The following is a 13,778-nucleotide window of genomic DNA, read 5'->3' on the forward strand; positions in this document are numbered from 1 at the left end:
AACCGTAGTTCGGTGCCTCCACCGTCATCTGGATGTCGTGCGGGTGGGACTCCTTCAGTCCGGCCGCCGTGATCCGGACGAACTTCCCGCGGGCCTTCAGCTCCGGCACGGTCGGTGCGCCGGTGTAGAACATGGTCTGGCGGAGGCCGCCCACCAGCTGGTACGCCACCGAGGCGAGCGGGCCGCGGTAGGCGACCCGGCCCTCGATGCCCTCCGGGATGAGCTTGTCATCGCCGGAGACATCAGCCTGGAAGTAGCGGTCCTTGGAGTAGGAGGTGTTTTTGCCTCGGGTCTGCATGGCCCCAAGGGAACCCATGCCGCGGTAGAGCTTGAACTGCTTGCCGTTGACGAAGATCAGGTCACCCGGGGACTCGTCGCAGCCGGCGAGCAGGGAGCCGAGCATAACGGTGTCCGCGCCGGCGACCAGGGCCTTGCCGATGTCGCCCGAGTACTGCAGCCCGCCGTCGGCGATCAGCGGCACGCCCGCCGGGATGGCGGCCTTGGCGGATTCGTAGATGGCGGTGATCTGCGGGACGCCGACGCCGGCGACCACGCGGGTGGTGCAGATGGATCCGGGACCAACACCGACCTTGATGCCGTCGGCACCGGCGTCGATGAGCGCCTGGGCGCCTTCGCGGGTGGCGGCCTGGCCGCCGATGATGTCCACGTGATCCGCCGCCGGATCGGACTTCAGCCGGCGGATCATGTCCAGAACGCCCTGGGAGTGGCCGTTGGCGGTGTCCACGAAGAGGGCGTCCACCCCGGCGTCGATCAGGGCCATGGCGCGCTCCCAGCCGTCACCGAAGAACCCGATGGCCGCTCCCACGCGCAGCCGGCCTGCATCGTCCTTGGTGGCCAGCGGGTACTGCTCGGCCTTGGTGAAGTCCTTGGTGGTGATGAGGCCCTTGAGCCGGCCCTGCTCGTCAACGAGCGGGAGCTTTTCGATTTTGTTGGTCGCCAGTTTGTGCGAGGCTTCCTCGCGGCTGATGCCGACGTGCCCGGTGACGAGGGGCATCTTGGTCATGACGTCGCTGACCAGCCGGATCGGGAAATCAGCTTCCGGCACGAAGCGGGTGTCGCGGTTGGTGACGATGCCCAGCAGCCGCATGCCCTCGTCCACCACGGGCAGCCCGGAGACCCGGTAGTGCGAGCAGATTTCGTCCAGTTCCGCCAGGGTGGCTTCCGGGCCGATGGTCAGCGGGTTGGTGATCATGCCGGATTCGCTGCGCTTGACCCGGTCCACCTGGTCCGCCTGGTCGGCGATGGAGAGGTTGCGGTGGACGACGCCGAGGCCGCCCTGGCGGGCCATCGCGATCGCCATCCGCGATTCGGTGACCGTGTCCATCGCGGCGGAGAGCAGCGGCGTCTGGACCGTGATGCGCTTGGAGATCCGGGAGGAGGTATCAGCCTCGGAGGGGATGACGTTCGTGTGGCCGGGCAGCAGCAGGACGTCGTCGTAGGTCAGTCCGATGAAGCCGAAGGGGTTGTGTTCGGGCTGGGTCATGAGTGCGCCTCTTACCTTGGGTTTTGGGTTCACGGGTAGGGGTTGCAACAGATGACCAGCCCGTCATTACGGGCATGGCCTGTGCAGAAGTGTTGAATAAATACTAGAACCTTGGCGGCGATCCCCATATTCCGGGGCAGTAATGTGAGCAACGGCACCGGCCGGGTGACGCCGCCGGGTCAGCTCCAGCCGGTGGCTGCCAGCAGGCGCTGTTCGAACATGGGGATCATGCTTTGGACGTACGTCTTGGTCAGATGGTTGTCGTCTTTGTAGACGTACACGTTCCCGACGACGGCCGGGCACATCCCGTCGGCGCAGATGAAGTCGCTCAGGTCCATCAGGTGCAGCCCGGGCACCCTCCCCCGGTAGGCGTCCAGAGGTGAGGAGTCGGCCAGGGATTCCTGCAGCGGCACCCTGCACTTCGGGGCCTCTGGCCCGTTCTTCTGGACGCATTCGGGCATGTTCATGTTGAAGCGCGGGTTGTCGCGGATGCCCACCACTTCCATGCCAGCGCCGGTGAAGGCCTGGATGCCTTCAAGGTAGTCCGGCACCTCGGTTTCGAAGGGGGCGTCCTTGTGGGTCAGCGAGGCGACGGTGAAGACGGCGTCGGGCCTGCGGTCCAGGACGTACTTGGCGCTGGCCTGGTTAAAGGCGTTGCATTCGGCGTCCCGTTCCGGGGATTCCCCGCCGAAGCGGCAGTTGCCCTTCAGGAGGGCGACGACCTCCCAGCCGTGGCTTCGGGCGACCGGGCCGAGCGCCGCCATGTACTGCTGGGCGTGGGAGTCGCCGAGCACCACGATGCGTTTGGTGACGGTGTCCGGGCGGCTGTTCTGCAGGCACCCGGCCAGCAGCGGGTCGCTGGGGACGTTGTCCTCCGTGCAGAGCCCGTCGATGTCAGCCCACTCGTTCTTCATCGCGGCCGGAGCCGGGATGATCCTGGCATCCGGCGTGGGCTTGCCCGCATTCTCGGGCGACAGGGCGGCGGCGCCGGGGGTCAATTCCCTCGGCTGCGCCGCGGCAGCCGCCTCGTCTGCCAGGATCCTGCTCTGCCACACGGACACCGGTCCGGCCAGCAGCGCGCCGCATGCTGCGATCACGACGGCGGTGCGCCAGACCCGGCGCTGCGGCCAGTGCCACTCGCGCAGCGGCTTCTCCACGAACCGGGTGGTCAGCACGGCCAGCACGATTGAGGCGGCCACGATCGCCAGGCCCTGGACCAGGTCCGGCGCGGGGATGCCCATCCCGGCGAGGCCCAGCACCAGCAGCGGCCAGTGCCAGAGGTACAGGGCGTAGGAGTTATCCCCGAGGGCCACCAGCGGCTTCCAGGTCAGGAAGCGGTCAACCCCGAAGCGGCTGCCGCTCTGTCCGGCCACAATGATGGCGGCTGCGGCCAGCGTCGGCCACAGCGCGATGAAGCCGGGGAAGGCGCGGTCCACGGTGAGCAGGAGGCCGCAGGAGAGCATCGCGGCGACGCCGGTCCAGCCGAGGACCACACGCAGCGTTTTGCCGGGCTTGAGGTGCGGCAGCGCCAGGGCCAGCAGCGAGCCGAGCGCGAATTCCCAGAGCCGGGTGCGGGTGTCGAAGTACGCGTAGGACTGGTTGGTGGCCGTCTGCCCGATGGAAAACACCAGCGACGCCACGAAGATCGCGCCGAAGGCCGCGGCCAGCAGGGCGGCGTAGCTCACCCGGTCGCCCAAGCCGGTCCTGCGCAGGAACCGCCACAGCAGGGCAGCGGCGGCAAAGACCAGCGGCCACAGCAGGAAGACCTGGCCCTGGATGGACAGCGACCAGAAGTGCTGCAGCGGGCTGGCCCCGGAGTGGTCCTGCGCGTAGTAGTCGACGGCGGTGTCCGCCAGGAGCCAGTTCTGCCGGTACCACAGGGACGCCCAGGCCTGGTCCAGCACGTCCGGCCAGCGGTTCTCGGGCAGGATCAGCCGGGTGCCGGCCAGGACGCCGAGGATCACCACAACGACGGCGGGAAGCAGCCGCTTGAGCAGGTGCAGCCAGTGCCTCAGGAGCCGCAGGGGTTTGCCGCCCTCGACCTTGCGGGCGAAGCTGAGGGTCATCAGGAACGCCGAGATCAGCAGGAAGATGTCAACCCCGCCGGACACGCGCCCGAGCCACACGTGGTAGGTGACCACCATCAGGACCGCGAGCGCCCGGAGGCCCTGGACTTCGGGACGGTAGCCCGGTCTTGCGCGCGTTTGAGCATCCACCGCCGCAGCCTGCGGGGTGGCTATGGTTCGCTCGTTCGACACTCGTGACCCTCCAGGGCGGTTTCCAAAGCCTCAATGTTACCGATCCGTATTTTTTCTGGCCAATCACAGCGGTGCCGGGGCCATCCCGCCGGCGGCCATCTGCGGCCCCGGAGGCTACCCTGTAACGAGCCAGAGGAGGCCGCATCGTGATCGCACAGCTGCGCATTTGTGTCCCGGAAAAGTTGTCCGCCGCCGTCATGGACTGCTGCACCGGCGAGCTTGGCGTCGCGGAAGTTTCGCGGCAGCGCGGCGCCTCCGTCCTTCCGCCCGGGGACATCATCCATGTCCTGCTGGCACGGGAATCGGTGGAGCGGCTCGTGGAGAAACTGCAGGCCTTGAATGTCCAGGAACTGGGTTCGGTCTCGGTCAGCATGCCGGAGTTGGTGCTCTCCGACCGGGCCGACAAGGCCACCGCCGACGCCCCGGGCGAGGGCGCGGATGCCGTGATCTGGGATGAGGTGTCCCGGCAGACGGGCGAAGACTCCCGCCTCACCTGGAGCTACCTGGCCTTCCTGATTCTGGCGACCCAGCTGGCGGCCATCGGGATCGTCACGGATTCCACCATCGCCATTGTCGGGGCCATGGCGGTGGGGCCGGAATTCGGCCCGCTGGCGGCCCTGGCCGTGGCCCTTGTGCGGCGGCAATGGCAGCTGGGACGCAGCGCCGCCCTGGCGCTCGGCATCGGCTTTCCCGTGGCCATGCTGGCGGCGGCCCTCACGGCGTGGCTGTCCGTGCCGCTGGGCCTCTTTCCCCCGGACGTGCTCGACCGCGGCTCCGCCGTCGAGTTCATCTATCACCCGGGGCCCTATTCGCTGATCGTTGCCGTGCTGGCCGGGACTGCCGGGATGCTGTCCGTGATCAGCCGGCGGTCCGCTGCGCTGATCGGGGTCTTCATCTCCGTGACCACGGTGCCGGCCGCGGGGTTCGTGGCGGTGGCGCTGGTCCTGGGCGAGTACCAGAAGGCGGCCGGTTCGGCCCTCCAGCTCGGATTGAACCTCGTGGGAATCGTGGCCGCCGCAGCTGCCGTCCTGGTCTTTTACCGGCTGGTCACCAAGCGCCTGCCGCGGGGTGCAGCCCTGCGGCTGCGCCGGAAGGCCCTGCGTTCCGGGAGCTGATCCGCGCCGGCGGGGCCAGACACAACGAAAGACCGGACCAGCTGGTGCTGGTCCGGTCTTTCGTCTAGCTGGTCCTGGCGGCCCTGCGGCGCCGGCGAAAGGGCCGCCGGCGAAGCTTCGTGCCGAGGACCCTAACGCTGGTGGACCTTAGTGCTGGTGGCCCGCGTGCTGGTCATCGTCGGCGGGCTTCTCGACCACGAGGGTTTCCGTGGTGAGCACCAGTGCCGCGATGGACGCCGCGTTGCGGAGGGCCGCACGCGTCACCTTTACGGGGTCGATGACGCCGGCAGCGATCAGGTCTTCGTATTCGCCGGTCTTGGCGTTGAAGCCCTGGTTGTTGGCGGATTCGGCCACCTTGGCGACGACGACGTAGCCGTCGAAGCCGGCGTTCTGGGCGATCCAGCGCAGCGGCTGGGTCAGTGCCCGGCGGACGATGCCGACAGCAGCAGCCGCGTCACCTTCGAGGGCCTGGACGGCAGGGTCCTCGTCGAGCGCCTTGAGGGCGTGGATGAGGGCGGCGCCGCCGCCGGCCACGATGCCTTCTTCAAGGGCAGCACGGGTCGAGGACACTGCGTCCTCGATGCGGTGCTTCTTTTCCTTCAGCTCGACCTCGGTGGCAGCGCCAACCTTGATCACGCCGATGCCGCCGGCCAGCTTGGCCAGGCGTTCCTGCAGCTTTTCCTTGTCCCAGTCGGAGTCGGTGCGGGTCAGCTCGGCGCGCAGCTGGGAAACCCGGGCTGCAACGTCCTCTGCCGAACCGGCACCGTCAACGATCGTGGTGTTGTCCTTCGTGACGGTGATGCGCCGTGCGGTGCCCAGCACCTCAAGGCCGACCGTGTCCAGGCTGAGGCCCAGTTCCGGCGAGACAACCTGTGCGCCCGTGAGGGTGGCGATGTCCTGCAGCATGGCCTTGCGGCGGTCTCCGAAGCCCGGGGCCTTGACGGCAACGACGTTCAGGGTGCCACGGATGCGGTTGACGATCAGCGTGGACAGTGCCTCGCCGTCGACGTCCTCGGCGATGATGAACAGCGGCTTGGAGCTCTGCAGTGCCTTTTCCAGCAGCGGCAGGAAGTCCTGGACGGAGGAGATCTTGCCCTGGTTGATCAGGATCAAGGCGTCTTCGAGGACAGCTTCCTGGCGTTCCGCGTCGGTGACGAAGTACGGGGACAGGTAGCCCTTGTCGAACTGCATGCCCTCGGTGAGGACCAGTTCGGTCTGCGTGGTGGAGGATTCCTCGATGGTGATCACACCATCCTTGCCGACCTTGTCGAAGGCCTCGGCCAGCAGCTCGCCGATCTCGTCGCTCTGGGCGGAGATGGAGGCGACGTTGGCGACCTGGGTGCCTTCGACCGGGCGGGCGTTTTCGAGCAGGCGGGCGGCGATGGCCTCCACGGAGACCTCGATGCCGCGCTTGATCTGGCCCGGGGCGGCGCCGGCCGCAACGTTGCGGAGGCCTTCCTTGACGAGGGCCTGTGCCAGCACCGTCGCGGTGGTGGTGCCGTCGCCGGCGACGTCGTTGGTCTTGGTGGCGACCTCCTTGGCAAGCTGCGCGCCAAGGTTTTCGTACGGGTCGTCCAGCTCGACTTCACGGGCGATGGTGACGCCATCGTTGGTGATTGTGGGGGCGCCCCACTTCTTGTCCAGCACGACGTTGCGGCCGCGGGGGCCAAGCGTCACCTTGACCGTGTTGGCGAGCTTATCGATGCCGGCTTCAAGCGACCGGCGGGCAGCGTCGTTAAACGCAAGCTGCTTTGCCATGGTTTTGTCCTTTCAAGACAGAACCCCGCGCAACTGACCCGTCAGAGAGGGGTCGGCGGCGCGGGGTCCAAGAGAGTTACTTTACGACGATCGCCAGGACGTCGCGGGCGGACAGCACGAGGTACTCGGTGCCGCCGGTCTTGACTTCAGTTCCGCCGTACTTGGAGTAGATCACAACGTCGCCGATGGCGACGTCGATCGGAACGCGGTTGCCGTTGTCGTCGAAGCGGCCGGGGCCTACTGCAACAACTTCGCCTTCCTGCGGCTTTTCCTGCGCGGAGTCCGGGATAACCAGGCCGGAAGCCGTGGTCTGCTCGGCTTCGAGCGGGCGGACAACAATACGATCCTCAAGAGGCTTAATAGAGACCGACAATGACCTCTCCTTTTCGTCAGCAAATTCGTGGACATTAAAGCTGTGGGGCCAAAGCGTACAGACCGTCGTCGCGGTGCCGGCAGCAGCCTGGCTGATAAAGCTTCAGGTGTTAGCACCCTCCTGGGGAGAGTGCTAAGCACGACTCTATGTAAGGAGTTAGCACTCGGTCAAGGCGAGTGCCAGAATTATGTCCCCGGCGAACGCTGGGCGCTGCCGGATCAGCGTCCGCCCAGGTCCTCGAAGTCGACGTCTTCACCGGTGTCCCCGTCATCGGCGCCGGCATCGTTCCGGTGCCGGTAGATCACCAGGGCTCCCGCCGCGGCCAGGGCAGCCCCCATGACCAGGAAGGCGATGCCGCCGGCACGGACCCCGGCGTAGTTTTCCCGGATGGCCTTGGCCTCGTCGGTGGCGTCCGTGACGGACTTGCCGCCGACGGAGTAGACGGTGGCGTTGAAGGAGTCCAGCAGGAAGATGATCACCAGCAGGGCCACGCAGACGACGGCGATGATGCCGCCGGCGATGAGCGCGGGCCGGGCGCAGCGGGCGAGTCCCTGGCGGGCGGGGCGGCCGCCGTCGGCGTCCTGCTGTGCGGCGCCGTCGTCCGGGTAGGTTTCGTCCATGCCGCTGTCTGCCGTACCGCTGTCATCCATGCCGTCAACCCTATCGGGCGCACAGCTCCGGCGGCGCCCTGAACTAGGCTTGATTCCATGGCTGACGCACCGCAGGACCAGATCGCCCCGCTCCTCAACCCCGAAGGCTGGGAGCTGCTGGCGTCACTTGGCCCGTACCGGGAGGATGAAGCGTTCCGTCTTAACGCCTCCCTCCGGAAGGCCGGCCACTCCCCCGAGCTCGTTTCGGCCGTGCTCACCCAGTCGCGGCTGCGGACCAAGGCCGAGGCCAAGTTCGGCGAGTTCGCCCGGCAGATGATCTTCACCCAGGCGGGCCTGGAGCAGGCCACCCGGCTGACCGTGGCGGCACGGCACGCGCAGCGCTTCGCGGGGGCGGGCGTGCAGCATGTGGCGGACCTTGGCTGCGGCCTCGGCGCCGACGCGATGGCGCTCGCCTCGCTGGACCTCCAGGTCACGGCCGTGGAAATGGACGAGACGACGGCCGCCTGCGCCACGATGAACCTGATCCCGTTCCGGAACGCCACGGTGGTCCATTCCGACGCGACCACAGTGGCCCTGGACGGGATCGACGGCGTCTGGCTGGACCCGGCCCGCCGGACCACCTCGACCTCGGGGACGAAACGGCTCTGGGATCCGGAGGATTTCTCCCCGCCGCTGTCCTTCGCCGAGTCCCTTGCCGGCGCCGGCCTGGCCGTGGGTGTGAAGATGGGCCCGGGTATGCCGCACGATTCGGTTCCCAAGGGCTGCGAAGCCCAGTGGGTTTCGGTGGGCGGGGACGTCACCGAAGTGGGGTTGTGGTTCAACGCGGTCCGGCGTCCGGGGATCCGGCGGGCGGCGCTGCTGCTCGGCCCCGCGGGTGCGGCGGAACTCACCAGCGCCGAGGACTTCGACGGCGGTCCGGTCGCCCCGGTGGGGCCGGTCGAGGGGTACCTCTACGAGCCCGACGGCGCCGTCATCCGGGCGGGCCTGGTGGCCGACGTCGCCCTCCAGCTGGGCGGGCACCTCGTGGACGAGCACATCGCCTACATCTGCGCCCCGGAACTGCAGGACACCCCGTTTGCCCGGGCCTACAAGGTCCTGGACGTGATGCCCTACAACGTCAAGGCGCTCAAGGCGTGGGTCAAGGACCAGGGCATCGGGGTGCTGGACATCAAGAAGCGCGGCACGTCGGTGACTCCGGAGGAACTGCGCAAACAGCTCCTCCCCGGAGGGAAGACCGGAGGGAAGACCGGAGGGAAGACCGGAGGGAAGACCGGAGGGAAGACCGGAGGGAAGACCGGAGGGAGTAAGAATAAGGGCAAGAAAACAGCCACCCTGGTCCTCACCAGGATCGGCGAGGAGCGGGTGGCCATTTCGGTGGAACCGGTCTAGGGCAGGCCGCCGGACGGCGGCATTCCGGGCTGCCGGATTAGCGGAGGCTACTGGGCCCGCATGAAGTCCTCGGCGGCCCGGACCTGATCGTCGGTGGGCCGGATGCCGGTGTACAGCACAAACTGCTCCAGCGCCTGGATGGTCGCGACCTCGGCACCGGTGATCACGGTTTTGCCGGCCGCCCGGCCGGCCTTGATCAGCGGGGTTTCGGCCGGCAGCGCGACGACGTCGAACACCACCTTCGCGGCGTCCACCGATTCCTGCGGGAAGGACAGGGAGCCGGCGTCGGGCCCGCCCGCCATGCCGACCGGCGTGACGTTGATGATCATGTCGGCCGCCAGGGACGGATCGGCGTCGGCGCGCCAGCCGAAACCATAGAGCCCGGCGAGCGCCCGCCCGGCCTCCTCGTTGCGGGCGATCACGGTGACGTCGCGGAACCCGGCGTCGCGCAGTGCCGCCGCCGTCGCCTTCGCCATCCCGCCGGCGCCCTTGAGCAGCACCGAGTAGGAGGCCGGCACGGCGTTGCGCTGCAGCAGCTGCTCGATCGCGGTGTAGTCGGTGTTGTAGGCGGTGAGGCTTCCGCCGTCGTTGACGATCGTGTTGACCGAGTCGATAGCTTTCGCGGATGGGTCCATCACATCCACGAGCGCGATGACGTCCTCCTTGTACGGCATCGACACGGCGCAGCCGCGGATTCCGAGGCCGCGCACGCCGGCGATCGCCTGCGCGAGGTCGGTCGGGGCGAAGGCCTTGTAGATCCAGTTCAGGCCGAGCTGTTCGTACAGGTGGTTGTGGAAGCGCGTCCCGTTGTTGCTCGGGCGGGCCGAGAGCGAGATGCAGAGGGTCATGTCTTTATTCAGGATGGGCACCCCTCCATTAAACGCCAGGCGGCCCCGGGCCGCCCTGCTCCCGGACGCAGTACCGCCATCCGGCCGGTTTTTGTGAACACTTTCACGTTTCCGCTGCAGTCCGGCCACCGGCTGCAGGCCGCCCCTGCACTAGACTTGAGCCACCGTTGCCTCGCCAACTGTCCGGCGAGTCCGCCCATGACGAAAGCCGGCCGCGGCATGGAAACGGACAGCACAACAATGAAGGGACCACATGAAGATTGATTTCGCTTCATCCAGGCAATCAACTCTTGGTGTGGAATGGGAACTTGCCCTCGTGGACGCGGAAACCGGGGAGCTTGCCTCCGTGGCCAAGGAAGTCCTCCGCGGGGTCGCCGCACGGCATCCCGAACTGAACGAGGACGACGAGCACCCGCACATCAAGCAGGAGCTGCTGTTGAACACGGTGGAGCTTGTCACCGGAATCTGCAACACCGTGGCCGAGGCCAAAGCGGACCTGAGCAGCTCCCTCGCCGCCGTCCGTGACGTCACGGATCCGATGGGCGTCGAGATCTTCTGCGCCGGCAGCCACCCCTTCAGCCCCCCGCAGCTGCAGCCGGTGACGGACAAGGAGCGCTACGCCAAGCTCATCGACCGCACCCAGTGGTGGGGCCGGCAGATGGTGATCTACGGCGTCCACGTGCACGTGGGCCTGGACAGCCGGGACAAGGTCCTCCCCGTCCTGGACGGCCTGGTGAACTACTTCCCGCAGTTCCAGGCGCTCTCCGCCTCCAGCCCGTTCTGGGGCGGCGAGGACACCGGATACGCCTCGCAGCGCGCCCTGATGTTCCAGCAGCTGCCCACCGCCGGCCTGCCCTTCCAGTTCGCCAGCTGGGAGGACTTCGAGTCCTACGCCCAGGACATGTTCACCACCGGGGTGATCGACTCACTCTCCGAAATCCGCTGGGACATCCGGCCTGTCCCGCATTTCGGCACCATCGAGATGCGCATCTGCGACGGCCTGGCCTCGCTCGAGGAAGTCGGCGCCATCGCCGCCCTGACGCAGTGCCTCGTCGACGAGTTCTCCACCACGCTGGACAACGGCGGGACCATCCCCACCATGCCGCCCTGGCATGTGCAGGAGAACAAATGGCGGGCGGCCCGCTACGGCCTGGACGCCATCATCATCCTCGACGCCGAGGGCAACGAACAGCTCGTCACCGACCACATCCGCGAAACCGTCGCCCGGCTGGAACCCGTCGCCGTGAAGCTGGACTGCGTCGCCGAACTGGCCGACGTCCTGAAGATCATCGAGCGCGGCGCCGGGTACCAGCGGCAGCGGCGCGTGGCGGCGGAGCACGGCGGCGACCTGCGCGCCGTCGTCCTGGACCTGGTCCAGCAGATGCGCAAGGGCCCCGAAGCCTAGTCCCGCTTTCGCCGGCGGGTCTCAGGCGGAGACGGTGGTGACGGGCATCGAGGAGTCGGGTGCGAACGCGATGCCGCTCGGCGCGATCCCTGCCATCACCAGCTGGGCGCCAAGGGCCGCGACCATGGCGCCGTTGTCCGTGCACAGCGCCAGCGGCGGGACGGTCAGCCGGATTCCGGCGGCGCTGCAGCGCTGTTCTGTGAGCTGGCGGAGCCGGGAATTCGCCGCCACGCCGCCGCCGAGCAGCAGTTCGGTGATGCCGTGTTCCCGGCAGGCCAGCACCGCCTTGGAGGTAATAATGTCCACCACGGCCTCCTGGAAGGCGGCGGCGATGTCCGCCACCGGCACCGTTTCGCCGCGCGCCTCGAACTGCTCCACGCAGCGTGCGACGGCGGTCTTGAGTCCGCTGAAGGACCAGTCGTAGCGGTGCGGCCCGGGTTCTTCCGCGGTCCCCATGTATTTGGGCTGGCTGAGGCCGCGCGGGAAGCGGATCGCTTTGGCGTTGCCGGTGCGTGCCAGCTTGTCGATGGCCGGCCCGCCCGGATAGCCCAGGCCCAGGAGCCGGGCCACCTTGTCGTAGGCCTCGCCGGCGGCGTCGTCGATTGTGGACCCGAGCAGCTCAACGTCCCCGGTGATGTTCCGGATCCGCAGGATTTCGGTGTGCCCGCCGGAGACCAGCAGCGCGCCCAGATTTTCCGGCAGGGTGTTCTCCCGTGAGGCGTTCCCCGGGGAGGCGCTCTCCGGGGAGACGCTCTCCGGCGGGGAGCCGGCGGGGGCCAGCGGGCCGCCGTCGTCGGTCTGCAGCAGCCCGACGCCGACATGCGCGACGAGGTGGTTGATGGCGTAGAGCGGCTTGCCCGTGGCGACGGCGAGCGCCTTGGCCGCGCAGACCCCCACCATCAGGGCTCCCGCGAGCCCCGGGCCGGACGTGACGGCGATCGCGTCGATGTCTTCCAGGGTCACCCCGGCCTCGGCCAGCGCCTCCCGGAGCGTGGGCACGAAGGCGTCCAGGTGGGCGCGGGAGGCGATCTCGGGGATCACGCCGCCGAACCGGACATGCTCATCCATGGAGGAGGACACGGTGTTGGTCAGCAGACGGGTGCCGCGGACAATCCCGACACCGGTCTCGTCGCAGGAGGATTCGATGCCAAGGACCAGCGGCTGGTCCTGCTGGGTGCTGTTCATGGGCGGTCTGCTTCCCTGGGCGTGGTGTCGGGTCCGCGGGTGCCGAGCCGCAGCCGCATGATCAGTGCGTCGACGCCGTCGCGGTAGTAGCGGGGCCGGATGTGGATCTGTTGGAATCCGTAGCGGCGGTAGAGCTGCTGCGCGCGGGGATTGTCGGCCCGGACCTCCAGAAGCACGTCCTCGGCACGGCGCCGCCGGCTTTCCCGGATGAGCTCGGTGAGCAGTGCCGACCCGATGCCCTGGCCTTCATGCTCCGGGATGACGGCGATGGTCTGGACGTCCGAGATCGGCTCCATGCACATCAGCCCGGCGTAGCCCACGATCTTTCCGGCCCGCTCGGCCACGAGGTAGTGCCGCGTTTCGGCCTGCGCCAACTCATCGACGAACATCTGCAGCGGCCAGGCATCCACCGGGAACAGCCTGCGCTCGAGTTCGTGCACGGCGGGGATGTCCGCCGCGGTCATCTCCCGCAGGGTCACACCGCCCGGCACCTTTGGCTGTCCGGCTGCGGGCTCTGCGCCCTGTGCCGGGCGCTGTCCTGCGCCCTGTCCGCTGTCCTGTCCTGCTCCGTGTCCGCTGTCCGGTCCTCCGGACCGGGCGTTCACAGCGCCCGCTTCCGCGGCCCGGGAACCTGGGCGTCGGACTCGCGCAGGTAGAGCGGCGTGGAATCGAGCAGCTGCTCCCCTGCGGCGAGGCGAGCGAGGGCGAACTGGCCCAGCGAGAGGGCCTCCGGCTGGCGGGAGCTGAACTCGGGGACAGCCTTGAGGACGTCGGCATAGAGGCCGGCGCCGGCTCCGTAGACCGGAAGCTCTGGCAGATCCGCGGCGAAGCCGACGTGCGGGCCATCCAGGAGCCGCGGCAGCTGGCTGCCCGCGAGGGCGTACCGGGCCCAGTAGACCTCTTTCCGCCGGGCATCCGTGGCGACGAGGAACTCCGGCGCCGCGTCGGTGGACTCCGCCACTTCCAGGGCGATGGCGTCCAGGCTCATCAGGCCGTAGAGCGGTTTGCCCCACACGAACGAGAGGGTCCGGGCCGTGACGATGCCCGAGCGCAGGCCGGTGAACGGGCCCGGCCCCACCCCGGTGACGACCGCGTCAATGTCGGCGCCGCCCAGGCCGGCCTCGGCGAGGAGCGCCTCGATTCCCGGCGCCAGCACTTCGGCGTGGCTGCGGGTGTCCTCGGTGGCGAAGCTGCCCACGAGGGACTCCGGGGTGTCATCGGAGACAAGCGCGGCGCTGGCCACGGCCGAGGTGTCAATGGCAAGGATCAGCATCAGTTCCCTTCCGGGGTGTGGGGCGCGGGCCCGGTCTCAGCGGGGGCGGGGAGTACAGG

General features: G+C 68.3%; 12 protein-coding genes. 3 read left to right on the forward strand and 9 right to left on the reverse strand.

Annotated elements, in window-relative coordinates; all coding sequences use genetic code 11:
• The coding region (guaB, locus tag BJQ90_RS20765) for an IMP dehydrogenase (protein ID WP_226762072.1) at window positions 1–1,504 on the reverse strand (1,504 nt) is incomplete at its 3' end.
• A 179-nt stretch (window positions 1,505–1,683) separates the two neighbouring features.
• Complete coding sequence (locus BJQ90_RS20770; protein WP_413463725.1) at window positions 1,684–3,762, reverse strand: acyltransferase family protein; 2,079 nt, start codon at window positions 3,760–3,762, stop codon at window positions 1,684–1,686.
• A gap of 146 nt (window positions 3,763–3,908) precedes the next feature.
• On the opposite strand from BJQ90_RS20770, the gene BJQ90_RS20775 reads away from it, so the two are divergent.
• Window positions 3,909–4,877, forward strand: a complete 969-nt coding sequence (locus tag BJQ90_RS20775; protein WP_226762073.1) for a DUF389 domain-containing protein — start codon at window positions 3,909–3,911, stop codon at window positions 4,875–4,877.
• A 147-nt stretch (window positions 4,878–5,024) separates the two neighbouring features.
• On the opposite strand, the gene groL is transcribed toward BJQ90_RS20775, so the two are convergent.
• The 3 genes from groL to BJQ90_RS20790 form a co-directional block, all read right to left on the reverse strand.
• Window positions 5,025–6,635 (reverse strand): chaperonin GroEL, encoded by a 1,611-nt coding sequence (groL, locus tag BJQ90_RS20780; RefSeq protein ID WP_226762074.1) that lies wholly within the window; start codon window positions 6,633–6,635, stop codon window positions 5,025–5,027.
• Window positions 6,636–6,711: 76 nt separating this feature from the next.
• Window positions 6,712–7,008: a co-chaperone GroES gene (groES, locus tag BJQ90_RS20785; protein WP_056635831.1), complete on the reverse strand. Its 297-nt coding sequence runs from the start codon at window positions 7,006–7,008 to the stop codon at window positions 6,712–6,714.
• A 218-nt stretch (window positions 7,009–7,226) separates the two neighbouring features.
• A complete protein-coding gene (locus BJQ90_RS20790) occupies window positions 7,227–7,658 on the reverse strand; it encodes a hypothetical protein (RefSeq protein ID WP_226762075.1) in 432 nt (143 codons plus the stop codon).
• Window positions 7,659–7,715: 57 nt separating this feature from the next.
• On the opposite strand from BJQ90_RS20790, the gene BJQ90_RS20795 reads away from it, so the two are divergent.
• Window positions 7,716–9,008 carry a class I SAM-dependent methyltransferase gene (locus BJQ90_RS20795; RefSeq protein ID WP_226762076.1) on the forward strand — a complete coding sequence of 431 codons (1,293 nt, stop codon included), beginning with the start codon at window positions 7,716–7,718 and terminating at the stop codon, window positions 9,006–9,008.
• Window positions 9,009–9,055: 47 nt separating this feature from the next.
• Here the strand turns inward: BJQ90_RS20795 and BJQ90_RS20800 are convergent, their stop codons facing one another.
• A complete protein-coding gene (locus BJQ90_RS20800; protein ID WP_319004675.1) occupies window positions 9,056–9,877 on the reverse strand; it encodes a shikimate 5-dehydrogenase in 822 nt (273 codons plus the stop codon).
• A 232-nt stretch (window positions 9,878–10,109) separates the two neighbouring features.
• On the opposite strand from BJQ90_RS20800, the gene BJQ90_RS20805 reads away from it, so the two are divergent.
• Window positions 10,110–11,261, forward strand: coding sequence for a glutamate--cysteine ligase (locus tag BJQ90_RS20805; RefSeq protein ID WP_226762077.1), 1,152 nt, complete (start codon window positions 10,110–10,112; stop codon window positions 11,259–11,261).
• Window positions 11,262–11,282: 21 nt separating this feature from the next.
• On the opposite strand, the gene BJQ90_RS20810 is transcribed toward BJQ90_RS20805, so the two are convergent.
• The 3 genes from BJQ90_RS20810 to tsaB all read right to left on the reverse strand — a co-directional run bounded on the left by BJQ90_RS20810 (window position 11,283) and on the right by tsaB (window position 13,719).
• Window positions 11,283–12,446, reverse strand: a complete 1,164-nt coding sequence (locus BJQ90_RS20810) for a tRNA (adenosine(37)-N6)-threonylcarbamoyltransferase complex transferase subunit TsaD (protein WP_226762078.1) — start codon at window positions 12,444–12,446, stop codon at window positions 11,283–11,285.
• Window positions 12,443–12,910: a ribosomal protein S18-alanine N-acetyltransferase gene (gene rimI / locus BJQ90_RS20815; protein WP_226762088.1), complete on the reverse strand. Its 468-nt coding sequence runs from the start codon at window positions 12,908–12,910 to the stop codon at window positions 12,443–12,445. The genes BJQ90_RS20810 and rimI overlap by 4 nt, the downstream gene beginning before the upstream one ends.
• 137 nt (window positions 12,911–13,047) lie before the next feature.
• Window positions 13,048–13,719 carry a tRNA (adenosine(37)-N6)-threonylcarbamoyltransferase complex dimerization subunit type 1 TsaB gene (gene tsaB / locus BJQ90_RS20820; RefSeq protein WP_226762079.1) on the reverse strand — a complete coding sequence of 224 codons (672 nt, stop codon included), beginning with the start codon at window positions 13,717–13,719 and terminating at the stop codon, window positions 13,048–13,050.
• Window positions 13,720–13,778: the final 59 nt, after the last annotated feature.

It is taken from the genome of Arthrobacter sp. SO3 (genome assembly GCF_020532825.1).
Classification (GTDB): Bacteria; Actinomycetota; Actinomycetes; order Actinomycetales; family Micrococcaceae; genus Arthrobacter.

Bases quoted from the DNA above. Each gene is read 5' to 3' on its own strand.
- tsaB (WP_226762079.1), bottom strand. From the start codon at position 13,719: ATGCTGATCCTTGCCATTGACACCTCGGCCGTGGCCAGCGCCGCGCTT.
- BJQ90_RS20790 (WP_226762075.1), bottom strand. From the start codon at position 7,658: ATGGATGACAGCGGTACGGCAGACAGCGGCATGGACGAAACCTACCCG.
- BJQ90_RS20805 (WP_226762077.1), top strand. From the start codon at position 10,110: ATGAAGATTGATTTCGCTTCATCCAGGCAATCAACTCTTGGTGTGGAA.
- groL (WP_226762074.1), bottom strand. From the start codon at position 6,635: ATGGCAAAGCAGCTTGCGTTTAACGACGCTGCCCGCCGGTCGCTTGAA.
- rimI (WP_226762088.1), bottom strand. From the start codon at position 12,910: ATGACCGCGGCGGACATCCCCGCCGTGCACGAACTCGAGCGCAGGCTG.
- BJQ90_RS20810 (WP_226762078.1), bottom strand. From the start codon at position 12,446: ATGAACAGCACCCAGCAGGACCAGCCGCTGGTCCTTGGCATCGAATCC.
- BJQ90_RS20795 (WP_226762076.1), top strand. From the start codon at position 7,716: ATGGCTGACGCACCGCAGGACCAGATCGCCCCGCTCCTCAACCCCGAA.